Annotated in this window: 12 protein-coding genes; 10 read left to right on the top strand and 2 right to left on the bottom strand. The window is 71.4% G+C overall.

Annotation, left to right across the window (positions count from 1 at the left end):
- The first annotated feature begins 121 nt into the window (after window positions 1–121).
- Entirely contained in the window at window positions 122–1,546 is a 1,425-nt protein-coding gene (locus tag AB0C46_RS20260; protein ID WP_362829253.1) for a PLP-dependent aminotransferase family protein, read from the top strand.
- 27 nt (window positions 1,547–1,573) lie between these two features.
- On the opposite strand, the gene AB0C46_RS20255 is transcribed toward AB0C46_RS20260, so the two are convergent.
- Window positions 1,574–2,146, bottom strand: a complete 573-nt coding sequence (locus AB0C46_RS20255; RefSeq protein ID WP_362829251.1) for an aminodeoxychorismate/anthranilate synthase component II — start codon at window positions 2,144–2,146, stop codon at window positions 1,574–1,576.
- Window positions 2,143–3,741: an anthranilate synthase component I family protein gene (locus AB0C46_RS20250; RefSeq protein ID WP_362829250.1), complete on the bottom strand. Its 1,599-nt coding sequence runs from the start codon at window positions 3,739–3,741 to the stop codon at window positions 2,143–2,145. Before AB0C46_RS20250 ends, AB0C46_RS20255 begins: the two co-directional genes overlap by 4 nt.
- A 205-nt stretch (window positions 3,742–3,946) precedes the next feature.
- Between AB0C46_RS20250 and AB0C46_RS20245 the strand changes: the two genes are divergently transcribed.
- The 9 genes from AB0C46_RS20245 (at window position 3,947) to AB0C46_RS20205 (ending at window position 25,477) form a co-directional block, all read left to right on the top strand.
- Complete coding sequence (locus AB0C46_RS20245) at window positions 3,947–5,347, top strand: class II 3-deoxy-7-phosphoheptulonate synthase (RefSeq protein WP_362829249.1); 1,401 nt, start codon at window positions 3,947–3,949, stop codon at window positions 5,345–5,347.
- Window positions 5,348–5,633: 286 nt separating this feature from the next.
- Window positions 5,634–6,572 (top strand): 3-oxoacyl-ACP synthase, encoded by a 939-nt coding sequence (locus AB0C46_RS20240; protein WP_362829327.1) that lies wholly within the window; start codon window positions 5,634–5,636, stop codon window positions 6,570–6,572.
- Window positions 6,569–6,892: an acyl carrier protein gene (locus tag AB0C46_RS20235; protein ID WP_362829247.1), complete on the top strand. Its 324-nt coding sequence runs from the start codon at window positions 6,569–6,571 to the stop codon at window positions 6,890–6,892. The genes AB0C46_RS20240 and AB0C46_RS20235 overlap by 4 nt, the downstream gene beginning before the upstream one ends.
- Window positions 6,876–8,084, top strand: coding sequence for an acyl-CoA dehydrogenase family protein (locus AB0C46_RS20230; protein WP_362829246.1), 1,209 nt, complete (start codon window positions 6,876–6,878; stop codon window positions 8,082–8,084). The genes AB0C46_RS20235 and AB0C46_RS20230 overlap by 17 nt, the downstream gene beginning before the upstream one ends.
- Window positions 8,081–9,211, top strand: coding sequence for an HAD-IIIC family phosphatase (locus AB0C46_RS20225; protein ID WP_362829245.1), 1,131 nt, complete (start codon window positions 8,081–8,083; stop codon window positions 9,209–9,211). The genes AB0C46_RS20230 and AB0C46_RS20225 overlap by 4 nt, the downstream gene beginning before the upstream one ends.
- A complete protein-coding gene (locus AB0C46_RS20220; RefSeq protein WP_362829244.1) occupies window positions 9,208–10,098 on the top strand; it encodes a 3-hydroxyacyl-CoA dehydrogenase family protein in 891 nt (296 codons plus the stop codon). The genes AB0C46_RS20225 and AB0C46_RS20220 overlap by 4 nt, the downstream gene beginning before the upstream one ends.
- A complete protein-coding gene (locus tag AB0C46_RS20215; RefSeq protein WP_362829243.1) occupies window positions 10,095–12,047 on the top strand; it encodes a non-ribosomal peptide synthetase in 1,953 nt (650 codons plus the stop codon). The genes AB0C46_RS20220 and AB0C46_RS20215 overlap by 4 nt, the downstream gene beginning before the upstream one ends.
- 165 nt (window positions 12,048–12,212) lie before the next feature.
- Window positions 12,213–16,877, top strand: coding sequence for a condensation domain-containing protein (locus AB0C46_RS20210; RefSeq protein WP_362829326.1), 4,665 nt, complete (start codon window positions 12,213–12,215; stop codon window positions 16,875–16,877).
- Entirely contained in the window at window positions 16,874–25,477 is an 8,604-nt protein-coding gene (locus tag AB0C46_RS20205) for an amino acid adenylation domain-containing protein (protein WP_362829241.1), read from the top strand. Before AB0C46_RS20210 ends, AB0C46_RS20205 begins: the two co-directional genes overlap by 4 nt.
- Window positions 25,478–25,479 lie beyond the last annotated feature (2 nt).

Genomic DNA, 25,479 nt, shown 5'->3' with positions numbered 1-25,479 from the left:
GGCGGCCAATTCGACCGCAATTCAGTGTGTGCGCGAACGCAATCCACTGCCAGACCAGTTGAGGTGCCTACCGGCGGACCATTTCCGCTGTGCGCACCAAGAGTGAAGGGGGATCGGAAAGGTGACCTGGAATACGCTGATCGATGTGACCCGGGATTCCGGACTTCCGCTGACCACACAGATCCAGGAAACCCTCAAACAGGAGATCACCGACGGCGCACTGCACCCCGGCACCCGGCTCCCGTCGAGCCGACAGCTCGCCGAGGACCTGGGCGTCTCCCGGAGCGTCGTGGTGGAGGCGTACGGACAGCTCATCGCCGAGGGCTACCTGGAGGCGCTCCAGGGCTCCGGCACCCGGGTCGCCCCGCATCTGTCGAGCGCCCACAAAGTCCCCACGCTGCTGGACGGTGGCGGCGCCCCGTCGGTCCGCTGGGATCTGCGCACCGGCGGCGCGGGCGCCGGAAGCTTCCCGCAGCGCGAATGGCTCGCCGCCTATCAGGGGGTTCTGCAGCGCATGGACCGCCGCGACTTCGGCTACCCGCAGGTCTCCGGGGTCCCGGCGCTGCGTGGCGAACTGGCCCGCTACCTGGGACGGGTACGAGGAGTGCACACCACGCCGGAACACATCATGGTGGTCTCCGGCTTCGCCCAGGCGTTGGGCTTGGTCTGCGCGGCGCTACCACAGCTGGGCATCGAGGAACTGGGGGTGGAGGAACCCTGCCATCCGCAGCAGCGGCAGTTCGTGGCGGAGGCCGGACTCATGCCCCGGCCGGTACCCGTCGACGAACACGGCATCGACGTCGCCGCGCTGACCCGTACCGGCGTACGGGCCGTCCTGGTCACCGCCACCCACCAGTTCCCGACCGGTGTCACCCTGAGCCCGCAGCGCAGGGAGGCACTCGCCCGCTGGGCTCAGGACGTGGACGGCTGGATCATCGAGGACGACTACGACGGAGACCTTTGGCTGGCGCACGGCCCGCGTCCGGCGGCCCTCCAGCGCCAGTCCCCGGATCGTGTCCTGTACGCCGGCACGACCAGCAAATCCCTGGCCCCCGGGCTGCGGCTGGGCTGGCTCGCGGTGCCGCCCCGGCTGCGCGACCTGCTGGAACAGATCCGCTCCCAACGGGACCTGGGCTGTGAGGTCTTCACCCAGCTGACCTTCGCCGAACTGCTGAGCACCGGGGTGTTCGACCGCCATCTGCGGCGCCAGCGTGCCCGCTTCCGGGCCCGCCGCGAGACGCTGGAGAAGGGACTGCGCACCTTCCTGCCGGACGCCGGGATCGCGGGTTCCGCGGCCGGGCTGCACGCGTACGTCCTGCTGCCCCACCGGACCGACGAGGCGGCGCTCACCGCCCTGGCGCTCAAGCGGTCCGTCCTGGTGCGCGGCGGCCGCTACTGCCATCACCGGCCCTGGCAGGCCAGGCCGGCCCTGGTCATGGGCTATGCGGCGGTCCCGCGGTCGGGGGTGACCGAGGCGCTGAGGGTGGTCGCGGACGCCTACACGGAACTGACCGGGCGGGGGAGCCGCTCCTATCGCTGCGCCTGAGCGGCCGCGCCCCTGGCCCGGATGTGCTCAACGCACGCCGACGGCGAGGAAGTTCTCGAAGAACCGCAGGCCGCTCTCGGTCATGATGCTCTCCGGGTGGAACTGCACCCCCTCCACGGGCAGACTCCGGTGCCGTAGTCCCATCACATACCCGTCGTCGGTCGCGGTCGCGGTGAGCTGGAGCTCTTCCGGTAGCGGCCGGGAAACGATCAGCGAGTGGTAGCGGGTCGCGACGGTGCGCTGTTCAAGACCGTGGAACACGCCCTCCCCGTTGTGCTCGACCGTGCTGGTCCTGCCGTGCATCAGATGGTCCGCCACCTCGATGCGGCCACCGTAGGCCAGCGCGATCGCCTGGTGCCCGAGGCAGACTCCCAGCAGCGGGGTGCTCCTCGCGAATTGGTGCACCAGCTCGACATGGCCGGACGTAGACGGGTGACCGGGTCCCGGGCCCAGCACGACGGCATCCGGCTCCATAGCGGCCAGTTGCCCCGGAGTGCGGGTGCCGGCCCGGACCACTTCGGTGCGGGCGCCGAGCGTGCGCAGGTACTGGTCGATGATGTGGACAAAGCTGTCATAGGCGTCCACCAGCAGAATCTTCACAGCAGTTCTCCACCCGTCAACGCCCAGTAGGCGGCGCCCATCTTGGCCAGCGTCTCGTTCCACTCGGCCTCGGGCGTCGACTCGGCGACCATCCCGGCCGAGCTCTGGGTCGAGTAGACCTCGCCGTCGTGAACGATCGTGCGGATGCACAGCGCGAACTCGCTCCAGCCGTCCACATCGACCAGCCCGAGCGCGCCCGCGTAGATGCCGCGCGGCTGCTCCTCGATCCCATCGATGATCTCCATGGCACGCAGCTTCGGCGCGCCCGTCATCGTCCCGGCGGGGAAGGTGGCGGCCATCGCTTCCCACACCCCCGTGCCGGGCTCCAGCCGTCCGCTGATCGTCGAGACCATGTGGAAGACATGCGAGAACGCCTCGACGGTCATCAGACCGTCCTCGACGAGCGACCCGGCGCGGGCGACCCGGCCGATGTCGTTGCGGCACAGATCCACCAGCATCACGTGCTCGGCCTGCTCCTTGGAGCTGGTGACCATCTCCTTGACGCGGCGCTCGTTCTCCTCCGGGTCGGGCCCGCGGCGGGTGGTGCCGGCGATCGGCCGCATGACGATGCTGTCGCCCTGGCCGTCGTGTTCGCCGGCGTCGTCCCGCTCGGTGCGGAAGTGCAGTTCGGGGCTGGCGCCTATCAAGGTGTCGGCGCCGCGCGGGCACAAGTACATGTATGGCGAGGGATTGCGGGAGCGCAGCCGCTGATAGACCTGCTCGGGGCGGAGCTCGGTGCGGACGTCGATGCGATGGCCGATCTGGATCTGGTAGATGTCCCCGATCCGGATGTGCTCCAGGCACCGCTCTGCCCACCGCAGGAAGGTCGCCCGCTCCACGCTGTCCTGCACGGAGTGCGGCGCGGGCGCCTCGGGACAGGGATCCAGCTCGGACGCCGGACCGGCGGCGTGTGCCGCGAGGGCGGCCACATCGGGTCCGGTCGTCGGCGGGAAGGCCGCGCAGTCGGCGGTGAGCAGCCGCACCTCGCCCGTCTCCTGGTCGTACCAGACGGTCTCCCGGAACAGCGTCACGGTGGCGTCCGGACCGCCACGTGAGGCAGCCCGCGCGGGCAGCGGCTCCATATGCCAGGCGGCCTCGTACCCCAGCGTGGTCAGGAAGCCGAAGGCGTAGCCGCTGCCGGGCAGCTCACGCTCCACGGAGAACAGCTCCTGGGCCGCTCGCAACAGGGCCCACACCTGCGCGGACCCGCTGAAGCGGAACCGGTCGTGATGCTCGTGGGTGAGGTCGTCACGGGTCAGCCCGGCCCGCTCGGCGGCGGTGCCCAGCCCACGGCGCAGCGGGCCCGCGCCGTCGATCTCGACATGCGCGGCGAACAGCCTGATCTCGGCGAGCCGGCCGTGGCCGACGACCGCCGGGCGGCGGTCTGCCTGCGGCCCGGCGAGGCTCTCCAGTAAGAACACCTCGCCGCGGCCGACCGCCGCGGCCAATGAGCAGTACAGCGCCAGCGGGTCGTGGGTGGGCAGCGGAACGGTGGTGACGCGTACGGAAAGAGGGGAAACCGCCTTCGGCAAGCGGGCGGAGAATTCGCTGTCTGCCACCTTTCCGGCGGCGTTGACCGGTGTAATGCCTGGCATCTCAGTCCTTGGGTTCGCAGGCTTTTCTATTCGGCTGGGTGAAAGTGCACGGTAAGTGAACCAGTCGCGCATCGAGGGGATCCAGACCAATCGAAGGATGCCGATACGGGCCACTCCGTCATTTCTTGACCACGCCGTTGCCGCGCGGGTTGTATCTGACATCGCCAGACGTAGCAGAAATGAATTCAATCCCATTCTGGGGGCTGTGATGAAGGAACCCGCACAGGACAGCCGCACTGGTTCGTCGCGGATCGCCCCGCAACGCCCGGCGCAACTGCCGCACCCGACGGCGTCGTTGGGCGCGCGACTTCCGGCAGCGCAGCAGCCGCAGTGGCCGGTCGAGGCGGAACGCGATGCGGTGGTCGCCGAGTTGAGCGCCGCCCCCCAACTGGTCTTCGCCGAGGAATGCGACCGGCTCCGGGACCGGCTGGCGGCGGTTGCGCGCGGCGAGGCGTTCCTGCTCCAGGGCGGAGACTGCGCGGAGACTTTCGGGCAGACGTCCGCCGACGCGATCGGCGCGAAGCTGCGCACTCTGCTGCAGATGGCCGTGGTGCTCACGTACGCCGCGTCGGTGCCCGTGGTCAAAGTCGGCCGGATGGCCGGGCAGTACGCCAAGCCCCGCTCGCTGCCGACCGAGACCCGGGACGGCGTCACCCTGCCCGCCTACCGGGGCGACGCGGTCAACGGGCTGGAGTTCACCGAGGCCGCGCGGCGCCCCGACCCGCGTCGGATGCGACGTGTCTACGACGCGTCCACCACCACGCTCAACCTCGTGCGGGCCCTGACCCAGGGCGGCTTCGCGGACCTGCACCAAGTGCACGCCTGGAACCGGGGATTCGTCACCGACTCGCCCGCGGGCCGGCGCTATGAGGAACTGGCCGACGAGATCGAGCGGTCGCTGCTGTTCATGCGCGCCTGCGGTGTGCGGCCCGACGGGGTCCACGCCGCGGAGTTCTTCGTCAGTCACGAAGGGCTGCTGCTGGACTACGAGCGGGCGCTGACACGTACGGATGAGCGGTCAGGACTGCCGTATGCCACCAGCGGCCACCTCATTTGGGTCGGCGAGCGCACCCGCGAACTGGGCGGCGCGCATATCGACTTCCTCAGCCGGATCCGCAACCCCATCGCCGTCAAGATCGGCCCGGACACCCGGCCGGACGACATCCTCGGCTACGTCGACCGGCTCGACCCCGTCCGCGAGCCGGGCCGGCTCACCTTCGTGGTGCGGATGGGCGCGGAGCGGGTGCGCGACCGACTGCCGCTTCTGGTGGAAAAGGCCGTCGCGGACGGCGCCCGGGTCGCCTGGGTCTGCGACCCGATGCACGGCAACACCTACCAGACCCCCAGCGGCCACAAGACCCGGCGCTTCGACGTGATCCTGGACGAGGTCCAGGGGTTCTTCGAGGTCCACCGGGAGCTGGGTACGCACGCCGGCGGTATCCATGTGGAGCTCACCGGCAACGACGTGACCGAGTGCGTCGGCGGCGGCAGTGCGGTCAACGTCGAGGATCTGCCGCGCCGTTACGAGAGCGCCTGCGATCCGCGGCTCAACCACAGCCAGTCACTCGATCTCGCCTTCCGGGCTGCCGAGATGCTCCGCGGCTGACAGCGGCAGACCACTCGCGGAATGCGGATGCGGACCACTTCACAAAACCTTGACCGGGTGTGGGCGCATTGGTTGGAATTCCTTCCGAGGGCGTATCGCGCCCCGGATGGAGTCGCTCACGAGGCGATAACGCCATGGGGCGGGTGTTCGTCATGAGCGAGTGCTCCGCTCCGTGCTGAGGAATGCCTGGAGATGAGGGTCCGTGACCGTACCGCCCGCCTATGAAAGCCGAGCGCCGCTCGCCGTGCGCGCCGCGGCCTGGCACTTACCGGAGTCCTCGGCACACATCGGAGAACTGCCGGAACTGGCCGGGCTGTCGCCGGCCGAGCGCAGCGTCTGCCTGGGGCTGGGAATCGAGCGGATACGGGCCGACAGGGAGCCGGACGCGGTCGGTCTGGCCGAGCGTGCGGCACACGAGGCGCTGGCCGCGGCGGGTCTCGGCGCGCAGGACGCCGACGCGCTGATAGTCGTCGAATCGCGCGCCCCGCAGACCTTGCTCAGCTCGGAGGCGACCCGCCTCCAGGAACTGCTCGGGGCGCGGGACGCGCTCACTTTCACGGTGGGCGGGCTGGGCTGCGTCTCGCTGACTCCGGCCCTGCTCACGGCCCGTGGCCTGCTCGCTGCCGACCCGGAGCTCGACCACGTACTGGTCGCCCACGGCAGCACCCCCGCGATGCGGGGGCGCTACCGGCACCCGGTGACCGTCAACGGGGACGGCGGCGGCGCGCTGGTGCTCTCCAGGACCGGTTCTGTGCGGCTGCTGGACATCGTCCAGGAGACGAACGGGAAGTACTGGGACCTGTTCCAGGTCGCGTACCGGGACCTGCCGAGCGGCAGCTGGCGGGAGCGCTGCCAGGACCCGGCGACATACTCCTTCCGGTTGGCGGTGGAGACCCGCAACCGACTGACGGGCTTGCTGGAGGGGCTCCTCAAGCGCAATGGAATGACGCGCCGGGATGTGGCGGGATACGTCACGCAGAATCTTTCCTCGGGGAGCTTCGGATTCACCGAGGAATCCCTTGGAGTGCACATACTCCCGGCCTGTCGCGACAACCTCCGGGAATTCGGGCATCTAGGTCCGAACGATGTGTTCTTGAATCTTTATACGGCCCTCGAACGCAAGGAATTGGCCGAGGGTGACCGCGCAGTGCTGATCAATGTGAGCCCGGTGGCGGCATGGAGTCTGCTGCTGGTGGAGATCGGAGCCGGGGAGTCGACGCAATGAACTCAACCATTGGCGAGATAACGGAGTTTCTCACCGCGGCGCTCAGGCAGGGCATCCGGCCCGAGGACGACTACTTCGCGCTGGGACTGGCGGACTCCTTGTTCGCGCTGGAGCTGGTGACCTTCGTCGAGGAGCGCTTCCGGCTCACCGTCGAGGTGGAGGACCTGGACCTCGAAAGCTTCCGCACCGCGGCCGGCGTCGCCGACTTCGTCGCACGGAAGACCGCGGGCGCCGCCGCCGAACCGGTGGACGTCCATGAACCTGCCGCTGCCCAGCCCGCCACCCCCGAGTTCGCCACCGGCCATGATCCCCTCCGGTAGCCGGGGGAGTGCCCTCGTCCAGGCGGCCGCCGACCTCGCCGACGCCCTACGCGACCGGGCCGCGGGCTGGGAGCTGCGCGGTGCGCTGCCCGAGGACGTACGCCGTGCGGTAGCCCAGGCGGGCCTGCTGGGTGCCGCCGTGCCGCGCGGCCACGGCGGCGCGGAGGCCAGGCAGGCCGAACTGGGAGAGATCAGCGCCCATTTGGGCGGGGCGTGCAGTTCCCTGCGTGGTCTGTTCACCGTCCAGAGCATGGTGGCTGCGGCCCTGCTGCGCTGGGGGACCGAGGACCAACGCGCTCACTGGCTGCCTCTGTTGGCCGGTGGCGAGCGGATCGCCGGATTCGCCGCCACCGAGCAGGAAGCGGGCAGCGCGCTGGCACATGTGGGCAGCCGGGTCGAGGACGACGGACGGCAGCTCGTGGTCACCGGCCGTAAGCGATGGATCACCTTCGGGCAGACGGCTGACGTGTTCTTGGTGCTCGGCCGGTCGGCAGGCGGGCCGGTCGCGGTGCTGGTGGAGGGAGACCGGCCGGGCGTGCGCCGCGAGCCGGTGAGTGGCCAGCTCGGCATGCGTGCCGCCGAGATCGCGCATGTGGAGTTCGACGACGTGGTGGTGCCGCGGGAGAACCGGGTGGCTCCCGAGGGGGCCGGACTGTCCCATGTCGCGGCCACCGCGCTGGACCATGGTCGGTTCACCGTCGCCTGGGGCTGCGTGGGCATGGCCGAGGCATGTATCGCGGACGCCACCGAGCACGCCGTGCGCCGCACCCAGGGGGGCGTCCCGTTGGCCGGTCACCAACTGGTCGGATCTCTGCTGGCCCGGTCGGCCGTGGGGACCGACGCTGCGCGCCAACTGTCGTGCCGGGCAGCCGAGTTACGCACCGGCAGCGACCTGCGCGCCATGACCGCGACCATCGTCGCCAAGTACGCGGCCGCCCGTGCCGCCGTCGAAGCGAGCCGCAGCGCCGTACAGATCCTCGGGTCCGCGGGCTGCGGCCCCGAGAGCCGAGCCGGCCGCTTTTTCCGGGACGCCAAGGTGATGGAGATCATCGAAGGATCTCCGCAGGCGGCCGAGCTGCACATCGCCGACAGGATGTTCCGGCAGCACGGCCTCCGGCCGTCCGGCCCCGGACCGCGGCCGACCGCGCCGGGCACGTCTGCGGCCGGCGCCGGACAGGAGGTGTCGGCATGACGGACGAGACGGGCACCCCGCCGCTCCCGCCCTCCGCCACGGCACCGACGGTGAAGTGCCTGGTGTGGGACCTGGACGACACCCTATGGGACGGCACCGTGCTGGAGGGCGACGCACCGCTGGCGTTCCCCGCGGCCACCGACGCCCTGCGCACCCTGGACGAACGCGGCATCCTGCACACGGTCGCCAGCCGCAGCGACCCCCAGGCCGCGGCCGCCCACCTGGCCGCGCAGGGACTGGACGATCTGTTCACACTGCTCGACATCGGCTGGGGCGCCAAGTCCGATGCGGTGCGCCGCATTGCCGCCCGGCTGAACATCGGCCTCGACACGCTGGCGTTCATCGACAACGACCGGATGGAACGCGCCGAGGTGGCCGCCGCCCTCCCCGAAGTGCGCTGCTACCCGGCCTCCCAGGCCGCGCTCCTGACAGAACTCCCCGAATTCCAGCCACCGTTCGTCACCAATGAATCGCGTGCACGGCGCGCCCTCTACCGCGGCGAACTGCGGCGCAAAGAAGCCCAGGACACCTACGAAGGGGCGCCCGCGGAGTTCCTGGCCTCCCTGGACCTGGAGCTCTCGGTACGCCGTGCGACCGAGGACGACCTGGCCCGCGCGCATGAGCTGACGGTCCGCACCCACCAGCTGAACACCACCGGACGCACCTACGACCTGGAGGAACTGCGGGAATTGTGCGTCTCGCCCCGGCACCGGGTGCTGGTCGCCGCACTGACCGACCGCTTCGGCTCGTACGGGACGATCGGCCTGGCGCTGACCGAGCACACCGACGGCGCGCAGGACGGGTCGGCCGGCACGGAGGGCGCCAGTGTGCTGCGGCTGCTGCTGTTGTCCTGCCGGGTGATCTCCCGCGGCGTCGGGCCTGCCCTGATCGGATACCTCGTACGCGACGCACTGACCAGGGACCTGCGCCCGGTCGCGGAGTTCGTCCCCACGCCCGTCAACCGCGTGATGCTGGTCAACCTGCGCTTCAGCGGCTTCGAGGTGATCGAGCGGGCGGCGGACGGGCGCGTCGTCATGGGCCTGGACCGTGCCGCCTCGCCGCCCCTCATGCCCGCCCACGTACGGGTCGTCGACACCGACGCGAATTCACCCTGGAGAGACCGTTGAGCAATCCGCGGAGCGAGAACAGTGCCGGGAGGGCCGCCGTCGGAGTGGTCGGCGCGGGCACCATGGGCGTCGGTGTCGCGCAGAGCCTCGCCGAGGCCGGTCACCCCGTCGTGGTCGTGGACCCCGTTCACGAGGCCCTGGACGACGGCCCACGCAAGCTCCGTGACGGCCTGCGCACGGCCAGGCTGCTGCGCCGTACGCAGGGTGCCGTCCCGGCGGCCGAGGTGCCCGGCCGGATTCGCTGGGCGCCGGACACCGCCGCTCTCGACGCCGTGGACTTCGTCATCGAATGCGCGCCGGAACGGATGGTCGTCAAGGAAACGGTGTTCAAGGAATTGGATGCGGTGTGTCTGCCCGACACCGTCTTCGCCTCATGTACCTCCGCGATCCCTGTCGCCACCCTCGCCGCGCACACCCGGCGCCCCAACCGGGTGCTCGGCACGCACTTCATGAACCCGGTCTATCTCAAGGACGCGGTCGAGGTGATCCGCGGGCCACGATCCGGCGACCGCGCTCTCGTCGCGACGCTCAGCCTGCTGTCCGGGATGGGCAAGCGGGGACATGTGGTCAACGATGCCCCGGGCTTTGTCTCCAACCGGGTACTGATGCCCATGGTCAATGACGCGGCGGCCCGGGTGGAAGCCGGCACCGCGGACGCCGAGACCGTGGACCGCATCTTCCAGGACTGCTTCGGGCACGCGATGGGCCCCCTGCGAACGGCCGACCTCATCGGCCTGGACACCATTGTGGACACGCTGTATGTCCTGCTGGAGACCACGGGGGACGCACGCTACGAGCCGTGCTCGCTGCTGCTGGAGCTGGTGCGGAAGGGGCACCGCGGCCGCAAGAGCGGACGTGGATTCCACGTCTACGGACGGCGCGGATGATCGCCCGCGAGGCCGTCACCGGTCTCGCCGACCCGGCCGCCGTGGATGTACTGACGCTGATGGAGCGCCACTTCCGTTCGGCGCCCGACCACACAGCCCTAGTGGTCGGCGAGTCAACGCTCACCTACCGGCAACTTGCCGAGGAGAGCGGGGAGCTGGCCGCGCGGATTGCCGCCAGGGGAACGGTACGGCCGGGCCGGGGCCAGGTCGTGCTGCTGTACCAGCGGCAGAGCGTACGCACGGTCGTCGGGATGGTCGCCGCGCTGCGCCTGGGCGCAGCCTGGTGCGTGGTGGAGCCGGGGCAGCACGAGCCGTCCGAGCCGGCCGCCGGCCGCGTCCGGGCCCTGCTCGGCGACACCGACTGCGCGGCCGTCGTCTTCGACGGCGCCGACGCGGCCACCACCCCGGAGACGGTCCGGGCGCTGGCCTCCGGCATCGCCCTGCACGACCTGTCGGCAACGCCCGCAACGCCCGCGGTGGCCGAGGCCCCGCCCGCCCCCGCGCCGCGTGCCGAAGTGCCGGGTGCCGCCCCGGCGTACGTGATCAGCACCTCGGGCTCGACAAGCGCACCCAAGGCGGTCGTGGTCAGCCGAGCCAACCTCGCGCACCTGATGGCCGGGCGCGGCGAGGAGCCCGGCGGAGCCACCTTCGCCCCGTGCCGGCTGGCGTGGGACGGGGCGCTGCTGCTGCTTTTCCATGCGTTGTGCACCGGTGGTACGACGGTGCTGCCGGACGCGCGCAGGCTGCCCGACGCGGCGGCGGCCGCAGCGCTCATAAGGACCTGGCGGGTCAGGACGGCCGCCTCGCCGCCCTCCTTCTACCGGCTGATGCTGCCCCATATGTCTGGCGCGGACCTCCATCTGCGGACCCTGATCCTCGGCGGCGAGGCGGTCCCCCAGGGTCTGGCCGGCGCGCACCACGGGACGCTGCCTGGCACCCGGCTGTGGAACGAGTACGGCCCGACGGAGACAACGGTCGGCGTTCTCTCTCACCTCGTACCGGACTCCCAGGAGCCGGTCGGGCCCGCCAAGTCCCTTCCGATCGGCTGCCCCATCGGGCCCTCCACGAGGGCGTACGTCCTTGGCCACGACCTGTCCCCGGCACCCGGCGGCACGCTCGGCGAGCTGTACATCGGCGGTCCTCAAGTCGCACATGGCTATGCGGGCCGTCCGGCCGAGACTGCGGGCCGCTTCGTGGCAGACCCTTTCACCGACGTCCCCGGAGCCCGGATGTACCGCACCGGAGACCTTGCCCGGGTCAACGCTGCGGGCGAGGTCGAATTCGGCGGACGGGAGGACGGGCAGATGAAGGTGCGTGGGGCGCGGATCGAGCGGCACGCCGTCGAGGCCGTGCTGGAGAGTCACCCCGCGGTGCGTCGGGCGTCCGTGCTCGGCGTCACCGACGAGCGTGCCGGGGACACCCTTGTGGGGTTCTGGTCCCCGGACCGGACGGCGGCAGCCGCGCCCACGGTCCGTGACCTACTGGCGCACTGCGCCGGCCAGCTGGTCGAACAGGCCGTTCCCGAACGCTTCGTCCAGGTCGCTGACATTCCCCTGACCGCTGTCGGGAAGACGGATGAGACTGCACTGCGCGCCCTGCTACGGCACTCCGAAGCAGAGCCCGAGAGGCCGGGGGCGTACGTGAACGGTGACATCGCCCCTGCCGGGCGCGGTGGGAACGCGCTGGAACGGGAGATCGCCGTGCTGTGGGCCGAGGTGCTGCGGCATGACGAATTCGGGCTCGGCGACGGCTTCTTCGCGGCCGGCGGCAATTCGCGGCGTGTCGTGGAACTGCATCTGCGGCTGCAACGGCGCTGGCCGGACGCGATACGCGTGGGACGGCTCTTCGACCTGGACACCGTGCGGGCCCAGGCGACGGCGGTCGCCGAGGCGCTCGCCGCGACGGGGAGCGAACTGCCGGTCAGGGCACCGATGACATTCGAAGTATGAGCGAGTCAGGCACCAGAGGCATCAGCACCGTGGGGGAGAGCACGTGACAAGCCGAGCGGCAGCCCTACCCGGCAACGGCAGCGACCACACCTACGAGACCTACGAGAATACCCACGCCGACACCGGGAGCACGCCGTCGACGGCGCACCGGTAAGGGACGACGGCATCGCGATCGTCGGCATCGGTGTGCGGTTCCCCGACGCGGAGAACCTGGCGGAGTTCCGCGCCAACCTCCGGTCCGGCCGGGACTCCGTGGGCGCCATGCCGGCAGCGCGGGCGGCGGCGACCGGGCTGGACCCAGCAGCCCGGTTCCTCCCCATGGGGCACCTCGCCGACATCACCGGCTTCGACTACGCCTTCTTCAACTTCTCCCGTCGCGAGGCGTCCTTGATGGACCCGCAGCAGCGGCTCGCGCTGCTTCTCGCACATGAGGCGGTCGAGGACGCCGGCTACGCGACCTCCGCCCTGGCCGAACACCCGGTGGCCGTCGTCCTCAGCTCCGCCACCTCCAGCTACCACGCGGCCGCCACGGATCCCGGAGCGCTCAGCGCACTGGGCAATGTGCCCTTCGGGCTGCCCGCCCGTATCGCCCATGTCCTCGGCCTCGCGGGGCCGTGCTACGCGGTCGACTCCGGCTGCAACGGGTCGCTGATCGCCGTCCACCAGGCGAGCCGCGAACTGACCTCGGGGGACGCGGAGTACGCCATCGCGGGCGGGGTCAGCGTCCGCTCCGGCGGCCTGCCCGCACGGGACACCGAGGGACTGGACGAGCTGGTGTCGCCCACCGGACGCTGCCGGGCATTCGACGCCGAGGCAGACGGCACCGTGTCCGGGGAGGGCGGGGCCGTACTCCTGCTGACCACGGTACGGCGGGCGCTCGCCGATGGCGCCCCCATCCACGCGGTGATCCGCGGCAGCGCCACCCTCCACAACGGGCGCGCGGCCGCCACCATCAGTACGCCGAGCGCGGCAGGCCAGGCAAAGGTGATCGCGAAGGCATGGCGGTCGGCCGGCGCCGATCCCGCGTCGGCCGGATATGTGGAGGCGCACGGTTCGGGCACCCGGCTCGGCGATGCGGTCGAACTGGAGGGACTGACGGCGGCGTTCGCGGGCCGGCGTAAGCAGCCTGGACGGAGCCGGGCCGCCCGGCTGCCGATCGGCTCGGTGAAGACCAACATCGGGCACCTGGACCACGCCGCCGGGATCGCCGGGCTCATCAAGGCCGTACTCAGCGTCCGGCACGGTGAGCTCTACCCTTCTCTGCACTTCGCGCGCGCCACCGGCGGCATCGATCTCGCGGTCGCCGGGCTGGAGGTGGTCACCGGGACCCGGCCGTGGGAGGAGCCGGGAGAGGGACGGCACCGGCTCGCCGGCGTCAGCTCGTTCAGCCTCGGCGGCATCAACGCGCACTGCGTGGTGCAGCAGCCACCGGAGCGGCCGGATCAGCATCCGGGCCGGGTGGAAAACGGCCCGTCGGCACCCGCGCTGGTCGCCGTCTCCGCCCGCAGCCGGACCGCACTGGCCAGGCTCTGCGGCAGCCTCGGGACCACCTTGCGTGACGGCGGGCAGCGCTTCGAGGACGTCGCCTTCACGCTCAACAACGGACGCACGCACCACGAGCACCGCATCGCCGTACGGGCCCGGGACACGGAGGAGCTGGCCGTACAACTCGCCGCTCAGGCAACCTGGCTGGCGGCGCAGGCACCTCTGGGCGGCGAGACCGCTCGGGGCATCGCCCGGCCCGCGGTACCCGCGGTCGTACTGTTGCTCTCGCCGGATGGTCCGCCGGTGGGTGTGGAACCCATGGCACTGCCGGGCGAGTTGTTCTGCCCGATGCCGGAACATGCCGTACTGGCCGGGCAGTTGGCGGCCCATGCCGCGCTGCTCCGTTACGGGGTCCGTATCGGGGCGGTGCTGAGCGGCGGGGTTTCCCGCTATGTGGCGCGCTACCTTCGCGGCGAGTTCACCGAGCGGGACGGCCGTGAGCTGGCGGCGGGTGAGGGTGCCGCACCCGTCGACGCCGGAAGGCTGATCGAGGCGGCGGACCGGCTGCTGTCCGACGGACCGGTGGTGTTCGTGGAACCGAGCCCCGACGGCCGCCTCGGTGCACTGCTCGCCGAGCGCCTCGCCGGGCGGGAGAACGCCGAGGTAATCACGGCCTCCGAGCGCACCGGCGGGCTGCTGGGCGTGCTCGGTACGCTCTGTGAGCGGGGCGTGAACCTGAACTGGTGGGCGGTGAGCCGACCGGACGCGGGCCCGGCCGGTACCGCCGCGGACCGGCCGCCGCGCCGAGTGCGCCTGCCGGGACACCCGATGAACGGCACGCGGTGTTGGGTGGATGTGGATCCGGTGCGGAAGCGACCGGGTGAACCCTTGGCTCCGGCCGTTGCCCAGGCGGTGCGGTCCGTGCCCGATGTCCCCCTGTCCGGTGCCGCGGCGCCCGACGCCCCGGCGGCACCCCCGACGCGTACGGAACGCGCACCGGAGCCCGGTGCGCAGCCCGCCGATCCCACGACCTGGCTGCGCATGGTCCTCGCCGAGCTGCTCAGTTCCGAGACCGAGATCGCCCCCCACGCCGACTACTTTGCGCTCGGCGGCAACTCGATCATCGCGCTGCAACTCGTCGAGCGGGTCGAGGCGCGGTACGGCTTCCGGCCGAAGCTCATGGATGTGTACGACCACCCCACGGTGGCGGACTTCGCCGGCCTTCTCAGGTCACCGCAGGCACCCGCCGCAGCCGGCCCGCCCACCGGGACGTTGCCCCCGGTGGCTCCGCAATCCGGCCTCGTGATGTCCTTCGGTCAGGAGCGGATGTGGTTCCACCACCAGCTCGACGAGGACACCACGCTCTACAACCTGCCGATGGTCAGCCACGTCCGGGGGCTCATCGATGTCGCCGCGGTGCGCGGTATGTGGGAGGACCTGGCCGCCCGCCACGAGGTGCTGCGGTCCAACTTCGCCGAGATCGACGGCGCGCCCACCCTGCGCATCCGCCCGGCCCTCGGTGACTTCTTCCGGTACGCCGACGTGTCCGGCGCGCCCGATCCGCTGGCCGCCGCCCGGGAGCTGGTGCGGGAGGCAGCGGAACACCGCTTCGACCTCGCGAACGACCCACTGGTGCGGGTGCTCGTCGTCAGGATGGCCCCGGACGAGCACGTCTTCCAGATCACCATGCACCATGCCGTCAACGACGGCGGCTCACCGAAGATCTTCCAGCGGGAACTGCCGGAGCTCTACGCGGCACGCCGGGACGGCCGCTCGCCACGGCTCGACCCGCTCCCCGTCCAGTACCGCGACTACGCGCGCTGGCAGCGCGACCTTCTGGAGTCCGCTGCCCTGGACGGTGAACTGGAGTACTGGACAAAGGTGTTGAGCGGTGCGCCACAGCTGATGCTGCCGACCGACCACCCCCGCCCGGCGCGCAAGAACTTCGCCGGTGACCTGCACGCGTTCACCGTCCCCGCGCGGGTCATGCACGATCTGCGGCAGCTGGCGGTGCGCGAGTCGGTGACGGTGTTCGTGGTGCTGCTGGCCGCCCTCTATCTGCTGCTGGCGCGCTACAGCGGGCAGTGCGATCTGGTCGTCGGCACCCCCACCACCGGACGTAACCGGCCCGAACTCCAGGGTCTGATCGGCTTCTTCAACAGCACGGTGGCATTACGCGCGGACTTGTCCGGCGACCCGGTGCTGCGGGACTTCCTCCGGGACGTACGGACCGTCGTCCTGGAGGCGCTGGAACACCAGGAGATCCCGTTCGACCGGGTGGTCAATGCGCTGGGCCGGGAGCGCGATCTGAGCCGCGCCCCGTTGTTCGACGTGTTCTACGTGCACCAGGAACTGCCCCAGGTCCAGCAGATGGACGGCGCCTCGGTCGGCTACTTCGACGAGCGCCACTCGGCCGTCAATCTCTTCGGCGGGATGCCGGCCGGCACGGCGAAGTTCGATCTGACCCTGGTCACTTCGGACCGCGACGGCGACGAGGAGATGGATGCCTGCCTGGAGTTCAGCACGGAGCTGTTCTCCGCCGGTACGGCCGCCGAACTCACCGACGCGTATGCCGGCCTGCTGTGCCGACTCGCGGCGGCGGACGCCGGCGACCGTCCGCTGTCTCAGCTGCTGCTCCCGGACGCCGAAGCCGCCCCGGCGACGGTGCCCGTCCCCGCACCGCCCCCGGAGCTGGAGATTCCGGCGGACCGGCCGCGCCCGCCGGCCGGATCGCCCATCGCCCTGAGCGACGCGGTGAGCGAGCCGCTGGACGCCGAACTGGCCGCCAGGCTGGCCGCTTTCGCCGCACGGTGCGGGGGCGGCGGTGATGACGCGGATACATGCCTGCAGGTCGCGCTCCTCGCCGGCTGGGTGGTGCTGCTCGCCTGGGTCTGCGGACAGGACGAGGTGAACCTGGGGACGCCGGCGGGCACGGTGCGGGTCGAGCTGAGCGACGAGCCCGAGTTCGGGCCACTGGTCGGCAGGGTCCGGAACGCGCTGTCGGCCGCTGAACCACCCCTGCCCACCGGCTCACCGGGCCTGCGGGTGCGCTGCGACGGCCTGCGACCGCCCGGCGAAGCAGCGTTCCCCGAGGGCGACGCGGGAGCCGAGATGACACTGTCGTGGCGGCCCGGCGAAGGCGGCGGCCCGACCCTGGCGCTGGCCTTCGCCCCCGAACTCTTCGACACGGCCACGGCCGCCGCACTGGCCGCCGATCTCCGGCTGCTGCTCGGCGGTCTGCTGGACGAGCCGGACCTGCCGGTCCACGAGGTGGCGATCCAGTACATCGACCAGGACACCACCGAAGCATCGGTGACATCGACACGGACGGCGAGGACAACATGACCACTCCTGTTCCGCTGCCGCTGAGCGCGGCCCAGCACGCCGTTCTTCTGGAGGGCCGGGAGCGCGCGACCGACTGCGTGGCGCAGTACCTCAGGGCCGATGGACCGCAGCCGATGCGGCCGGCCGTGCTGCACGAGGCGCTGGTGCGTGCGGTACGCGAGTGCGAGGGCCTGCATGTCACCTTCCGGTGGGATGCCGATGGCCCGGTGCAGTTGCCGTCGCCCGAACCGGAACTGGCCGTCAACCTCCTCGACCTCGATTTCCGGACCGGCCCCGAAGCCGGGGAGCCGGCGGTCGAGGCATGGGTCGAAGCCGAACTCGCGCGCCCCCTCGATCTCGGCGCGGGTCCGGCCTACCGCCTGGCCCTGTTCCGGCTCCCCGGCGGCCGGATCGGCTGGTTCCAGCGTTACCACCGGCTGGTCAACGACGAGGCGGGGATGGCCGTGATCGCTGCGCGAGTGGGCGAGCACTACGCCTCGCTGGCCGAAGGAGGGCCGGCCCTCCCGGCACCCGGCCGTTCGCTGACCGCCTGGCTCGCGGAGGAGGCCGCCTACCGGCGATCGCCGCAACGAGCGGCGGACCACCGCTACTGGCGCGAGCTGCTCGCTGGGGTGCCTGGCCCCGAGCCGAAGTCGCTCGCGTTCCCCGGGAGTTCGGTGGCCCAGCCGGTGGGGTGCGCCGGCCACCACTCGCTCGACGGCGCCGACCCCGGGAACCTCGCCCGCGCCGCGCGGCGCAGCGGTGGCGGCCCGGCCGCCGTTCTGCTGGCTGCGCTGGCCGTGTACACACACCGGCTCACCGGCTCCCGCGACCTTGTGCTCGGCCACTGGACGGCGGCCGGGACGGACACAGGCACCCCGGGCGATGCCGCCCGGCCCGGCACCCTCTTGCCGATCCAGCTCACCGTCACCCCGGACCTGAGCTTCAGCACGGTGGCCAAGCGGGCCGGACTCGCGCTGCGCCGTGCCCGGCGGCACCGGTTCCTCGCCGACGCGGACCTGCCCTGGAGCGCGCCGGCCGGGTACGACGCCATCGCCGCCTTCGAGCTCGCTCCGGGGCCCGTGCACGGTTCCGGGTGCACCGTCGTCCGTACCTGGGGCGCGCCCGGCGAGGGGCTCTTCGTACGTGCCCAGGAGACGGCTGACGGCGGATGGCGGATGGGCATACGGGACTCCGCCGCCGGTCCCGCCGCCCCGGACAGCCGAGCGGCCGGACACCGGCTGCTGCGACTGGTGGAACAGCTGGTGGCCTTGCCCGAATCACCCATCGGCGGATTCGACCTCGCCACGGAGGACGAGCTGCGCCGGGTCGGGCAGGAGCTGAACGCCACCGCGCGGTCCGTACCGGACTCGACGATCACCGCCGAATTCGCGGCGGTGGTGCGCAGCACCCCGCAGGCCGTCGCAGTACGCGGCCAGGGCCTGGAGCTCACCTACGCCGAGCTGAACGAGCGCGCCGACCGGCTCGCCGAGCTGCTGGCGCGGCGGGGCACCGGCCCTGAGGACCTGGTGGCCGTCATGCTGCCGCGTACACCGGACATGGTGGTCGCCGTGCTGGCGGTGCTCAAGTCCGGTGCCGCGTACCTGCCGGTCGACCCCGAGTACCCGCCGGGGCGGATCGCGTTCCTGCTCGGTGACGCGCGGCCCGAGGCCGTGCTGACCAGGTGCGATCTGGCCGCACGGCTGCCCACAGGCGCACCGCCCGGCGTGCTGCTCGACGCCCCCGCCACCGTCGCCGAACTCGCTGCCCGGCCAGGCAATCCGTACGTGCGGCCGGACCTGGTACGGCCGGGGAACGCGGCATACGTCATGTACACCTCCGGCTCGACCGGTCTGCCCAAGGGCGTGGTCGTCACCCACCGTGCCGTGCACAACTTCGCGCGCTGGTCGGCCGACGAGCTGGGCCCGGAGGCCTTCTCGCGGGTGCTCGGCGCGACGTCGCTCAGCTTCGACATGTCGGTGTTCGAGATCCTGGTTCCCTTGCTGGTCGGCGGCAGCGTCGACCTGGTGCGCAATCTGCTCTCGCTGCTCCAGATCCCGGACTGGTCGGGCAGCCTGATCAACACCGTGCCCTCGGTCTACCGGAAGGTCGCCGGGGCGGAATGGGTGCACGAGCGCGCAGACCACTACGTCTTCTGCGGCGAACCGCTCCCCGCGGAGCTGGTCTGCGAGGTGCAGCAGAAGGCCCCCGGCGCGACGGTCCACAACATCTACGGGCCGACCGAGGTCACCGTCTACGCGACGTCCTGGCGTTGCCCGCCCCGGACGCCAGAAGGCGACGGCAACCGTCCCGCGGTTGCCCCGGGCGCCGCCGCGCCGCCGCCCATCGGCACCCCCGTCGCGAATGTCCGCTGCCACGTCCTGGACGCGGCACTGCGCCCGGTGCCTCCGGGGCACACCGGCGAGCTGTACCTGGCCGGCGACTACCTGGCCCGCGGATACGCCAACCGCCCGGGGCTGACCGCGGAACGCTTCCTCGCGGATCCCTTCGATGGCCCCGGTGCCCGCATGTACCGCACGGGTGACCTGGCCAGGTGGACCGAGGCCGGCGCGCTGGAGTTCGTCAGCCGCACGGACAACCAGGTCAAGGTGCGCGGGTACCGGGTCGAACTGGGCGAGATCGAGGCCCGGCTCGGCGCCCTGCCCCAGACGGCGGCCGCCGCGGTTGTGGCGACCGACGACGGCGAGGGCGACCGGCGGCTGACCGCGTACCTCGTGGCCGCCGACGGACACCTGCCCGATCCGGGAGCGGTCCGCGAACGGCTGCGCGCCGACCTGCCGGACCCTCTGGTCCCGGCCGCGATCGTCTTCGTGGATGCGCTGCCGCTGAACCCCAACGGAAAGACCGACCGGCCGGCCCTCCAGGCGCGCGCTGCGCAGCTCTCCGACGCCGACGGCCCAGAGCCCGCCGAGGCGCCTGCCTCCGTCGAGACGCTACGGGGGGTCTTCGCCCAGGTGCTGGAACGGGCCGCCGTCGGCCCGGAGGACAGCTTCTTCGCGATCGGCGGCGACAGCGTCCGCTCGATCAAGCTGGTCCGCCGGGCCCGGGAGGCGGGACTGGTGATCTCGCCCGAGGACGTCTTCGACCGCAAGACCCCGGCCGGGCTGGCCGAGGTCGCGGTGCGGCTCCGGACCCTGCCGCCGGGGTCGGACGCGCCCGCGCGTACGGCTCCCGCAGCGGGTGCGGCCACCCCGTCCCTCGGCCCTGCCACGGCACCTGCGGCGCGGCCGGCCCCCGCTTCGTACGAGGAGCCGCTGGTCCGGCTCGACGCGCAGGAGCGTGGCTGGCTCGCGGAGCGGCACCCCGCCCTTGAGGACGTGCTGCCGCTCTCCCCGCTCCAGGAAGGGCTGCTTTTCCACGGTCAGTACGACCGGCAGGGCGAGGACGCCTATGTCATGCAGATGACGCTGGACATGACCGGACACCTCGACGTCCACGCGCTGCGCCGGGCGTGCGATCTGCTGTGCCGCCGTCACCCCAACCTGCGGGCCGGATTCGTACAGCTGCCGTCCGGACGGGCCGTACAGATCGTCCCCGAGCGCGGCCCGGACGTCACGGAGGTGGACCTGACCGGGTTGTCCGAGTGTGAACAGCAGGCCGAGTCCGACCGGATCTTCGCCGCGGGCCGGGTCACCCGGTTCGACCCGGCCGATCCGCCCCTGATCCGCTTCACCCTGATGCGGCTGGCCGCAGACCGTTACCGGCTGCTGGCCACCGCCCACCACCTCCTGCTCGACGGCTGGTCCAACCAGCTCTTCCTGCCGGAGCTGTTCGCCCTTTACAGCGGCCCGGACGGGCTGCCCGAACCCATCCCCTACCGCGACTACCTCGGTTGGCTGCTCCGCCAGGACCGGGACGGCTCGATCCAGGCATGGCGTGACGCCCTCGGCGGCGGTGCCCAGGGCGGTGGAGTGCCGGAGCCGACGCTGCTGGCTCCGCCGGGCGTGCACCGTACGTCGATGTGGCCCGCCCGGCTCATGCACAGCATGACGAGGGAACAGTCCGACGTGGTCACGGAGTTCGCGGGACGGCAGGGCGTGACCGTCAACACACTCATGCAGTGCTGCTGGGGGCTGCTGCTCGCGGAGTGGACAGGACGGACGGATGTGCTCTTCGGCGCGATCGTATCCGGCCGGTCTCCCGAGCTGCCCGGCGTCGAGTCGATGGTCGGATTCCTCATCAACACCCTGCCGGTCCGGGTCCGGATCGCGCCCGGCGAATCGTTGGGCGACCTGCTCCAGCGCGTTCAGAAGGAGCAGGTAAGTCTGCTGGCTCACCACCACATCGGCCTCACCGAGATCCAGCGCGCGGTCGGCGCCGATGAACTCTTCGACACCGCCATGGTGTACGAGAACTTCCCGCCCGCCGGTGATCTGCGCTCGGCGCTACCCGGAATGGAGATCACCGGGGCCGCCAGCGAAACCGCGGGCCACTACCCGCTGTCGCTGATGGCGATCCCGCGGGACGGCCGACTGGAGTTCAACTTCCTCTACCGGCCCGATGTGTTCGGTGAGGACGTCATAGAACGGATGCTGGGCAGTCTGCTGCGGCTGGTCGAGACGTTCACTACAGCCCCGGGCACCACGCTCGCCGGGCTCGACCTGCTCGATGCGGACGAGCACGCGAGGTTGGAGGCGTACCGGGGCGGCGCTCCCGCGATGCCGCAGGTCACCGTCACCTCGCTGCTGGACGCGCAGGCGGCCCGAACCCCGGGCGCGGTAGCCCTGCGGCAGGCCGGCGACGAGGCAGACCCCGGCGCCGAGCTGAGCTACGCCGCGCTGCACGCGTGGGCCAATCAGGCCGCCCGGGAACTGATTGCCCGCGGCGCGGGACCGGAGAAGCGCGTCGCGGTGCTGCTGACGCGTTCCGTCGGGCTGACCGTCTCTCTGCTCGCGGTGCTCAAGGCGGGTGCCGCCTTCGTCCCGCTCGACCCGGAATATCCGTGCGAGCGGCTTCAGTTGATGCTGGACGACGTGCGCCCGACCGTGGTGATCACGGACCGGGAGCATGCCGCGACGGCTCCGCTGCACGGCCGCCGCGACCTGCTCGTCCTCGACGACGGGCGGACCGCCGAGTCGATCGCCGGCCGCTCCGGTACACCGCTGCACGACGGTCTGCGACGTGCACCGCTGCTCCCCGCGCACCCGGCCTACATCGTCTACACCTCGGGAACCAGCGGACGGCCCAAGGGAGTTGTGGTCCAGCACGCCGGCCTGGCCGGTGTGCTGCACAGCACCGTGCCCGCGATACGAGCCGGCCTGGGAAGCCGGATACTGCAGTTCTCCTCACCGTGCTTCGACGCGGGCCTGTACGACTTCTTCGAGGCGCTCACCAGCGGTGCGACCCTGGTGGTGGCGCCCACGGACCGGCTGCGGCCGGGGCGCGCCCTGGAACACCTCGCCCACCAGGAACACATCACCTCCATCTGTGTGCCGCCTTCCGTCCTCGCCGTGCTCACCCCCGGTGAGAGCCTGCCACCGGGCACCCTGATCCGGTGTGGCGGCGAGGCTCTGCCGGCGGACCTGGCGGCGCGCTGGTCGGCGCTCCACCCGCTGGTCAACGCCTATGGCCCGACCGAGACCACGGTTGCTGCGACGATCACCGGCGCGCTCCCCGGCGGGGGAACCGGTGTGCCGATCGGCCGCCCGGTCGCGGGCACCGTGATACATCTGCTCGATGCCGCCCTGCGCCCCGTCGGACCGGGCCGGCCGGGAGAGCTGTATGTGGGCGGCCCCGCCGTGACCCGGGGTTACCTGGGGCAGGCGGCGTCGACGGCGGACCGGTTCGTAGCGGACCTGTTCGCGGGCGACGGCGGCCGGATGTACCGCACCGGGGACTTCGCCCGGTGGAACGCCGACGGCGAGCTGGAGTTCATCGGCCGAGCCGACCGGCAGATCAAAATCCGCGGCTACCGCGTCGAACCCGGCGAGATCGAGGCGGCGCTGGAGCGCCACCCCTCGATCGCGAGCGCGGCGGTGCGGCCCTGGACCGACGACGCGGGTGACACCAAGCTCGTGGCGTACGTGGTGCCGGAAACGCGCCGCGCGGTGGTGGCCACCGGGCACGACGACCGCGCCGGGCACGCCGCCCGCGCCGCTACCGAGTCCGACCTGCTCCAGAAGTGGGAGTCGCTCTACACGAGTCTGTATTCCGGCCAGGAGGAGGACGTCGAACGGGTGCCCTTCGAGGCGGACTTCACGGGCTGGAACAGCACCTACGACGGCACACCCATCCCGCACAAGGAGATGGTGGAGTGGCGGGCCGCCACCGTACGCCGGATCCTTGAACTCCAGCCGTCCCGGGTCCTGGAGATCGGCGCCGGCAACGGACTGATCCTCGCCGAGGTGGCCCCGCACTGCGAGAGCTATCTGGCCACGGACTTCTCCCTGCCGGCGGTCGAGGCACTGCGCCGAGACCTTGCCCGCAGCCCTGGGCCGACTGCGACGGCCGAGGTGCGGCAGCAGGCCGCGCACGACTTCTCCGGGCTCGCCAAGGGCACGTTCGACACCGTCATCCTCAACTCGGTGGTGCAGTACTTCCCCTCCCGCGACTATCTGCTCCGCGTGATCGAGGGCGCACTGGAGCTGCTGGTCCCGGGCGGTGCGCTGTTCCTCGGGGACATCCGCGATGCACGGCTGCGCGGCCGGCTGTTCACCGCGGCCGAGTGCGCCGCCGCAGTCCCCATGACACCGGTACCCGCTGTCCGCCTCGCCGCCGACCGGCGCGCCCTGCTGGACGAGGAACTGGCCGTCGCCCCCGAGTTCTTCACCACCCTCGACGCGCACGGTGGCCCGCCCGTAGGAGGCGTCGACATCCGGCTCAAGTCCGGCCGCCGCGACAATGAACTGACCCGCTACCGCTACGACGTCACGCTGCACAACGACGCGGCCTCGGCCGTGTCCGTACGCGACGCCATCCGGCTCCGCTGGCACACCGACGTCAGCGATCTCGGGGAACTGATGACGCTGTTGCGTTCCGCTGCCGCCCCAGCACCCCTGCGGGTATGCGGAATTCCGGACGCCCGGCTCGCTATCGACATGGCGGTACGACGGACGCTGGACGCCGCGCCGCCCGCCACCAGGATCGGTGCGCTCGACCTCGCACCGGACGCCCCGGGCGTACACATCGAGGAGCTGACGGAATGGGGCGTGGAATTCGGCTACCGCGTGCTGGCAACGCCGTCAGCCACCGAGGGCGCATTCGACGCGGTTCTGGTGCCGGGTGACGCCGAGCGGTTCCGCGATGTCTACGAGGCCGGTCCGGCAGCCGGACCCGTCGCCGCGGACCTGGTGCACGACCCCGCCGCCGCGGCCACCATCGCCCACCTGCAGGGCACCCTGCTGGACACGTTGCGCAGCACGCTGCCCGGGCACGCCCTGCCCTCCTCCGTGGTCGTCCTGCCTGAGCTGCCACGCACCCCGAACGGCAAGACCGATCATGCCACGCTGCCCGACCCGGACCTCTCCGTGAAGGCCGCGGGAAGAGGGCCGCGGACGGTTCAGGAGCGCCACCTGTGCGCCCTGTTCGCCGAGACACTGGGCCTGCCCTCCGTCGGGATCGACGACAACTTCTTCGACCTGGGCGGGCACTCGCTGCTCGCCACGCGGCTGGCCCGGCGGCTGGAGTCCACTTGGGGAGGAAAGGTCGACACCTCGGTGGTCTTCGTCGCGCCGACCGTTGCCTCGCTCGTCGAGCACATCGGGGTGGACGACCAGGAGCTGGCCTTCGACACTCTGCTCCCGCTCCGGCCGGTCCACACCGCGGCCGCCTCCGGGGCTGGCGGCCGGCTCCCGCTGTTCTGTGTGCACCCGGCGGGTGGTAACGGCTGGATGTACTCCGTCCTGATGCGGCAACTCGGCACCGAGCAGCCCCTATATGCCCTTCAGTGCCGCGGCCTGGACGGTACCGGCCAACTCCCCGGCACCGTCGAGGACATGGCAGCGGACTACATCACCGAGATCCGTTCGGTGCAGCCCGAAGGGCCGTACCACCTGCTGGGGTGGTCGTTCGGCGGGATGGTCGCGCACGCCATGGCGACCTGTCTCCAGGAGCAGGGGCAGAAGGTCGGGCTGCTCGCGATGCTTGACTCGTACGTCATGGTGGACGTCCCCGAACTGCCGCCGGTCCAGGCGTTCGGCGGTGAGCGCGCGATGTACGGCGCGCTCCTGGAGTTCGCAGGCATCCGTCCCACCGTGGCCGGTCCCGGAGCCTGGGCGGGGCCCGACGAGCTGTCCCCGGAGCGTTTCCTGGAGATCGTCCGGAACGGCGACAGCCTGCTCTCGGGGATCTCCGAACAGCATCTGATCGGGATGGGCAACGTCTATCGCAACAACGTCTCGCTCGCCGTGGACTTCCATCCCGCGAAGTTCTCCGGCGATGTGCTGTTCTTCGAGGCCCGGCGGGACGAGCGGACGGAGCACGGCGCCGGCGAACGGCGGGACCACAGTCCCGTACTGGACCCCGGGCTGTGGACCCCGTACGTGGGCCGCATCCGCGTTCACCACAGCGACTTCTCCCACACGGATCTGGGCAGCCCCGAATCGCTCGCCGAGATCGGCCGGACCCTGGCCGCCGAGCTGCACCCGGACGAGAGGAACTGAAC

Source organism: Streptomyces sp. NPDC048637 (assembly GCF_040650675.1).
Classification (GTDB): Bacteria; Actinomycetota; Actinomycetes; order Streptomycetales; family Streptomycetaceae; genus Streptomyces.
Note: the sequence above shows the minus strand (reverse complement) of the source record. Positions and strands in the feature narration are given on the sequence as shown.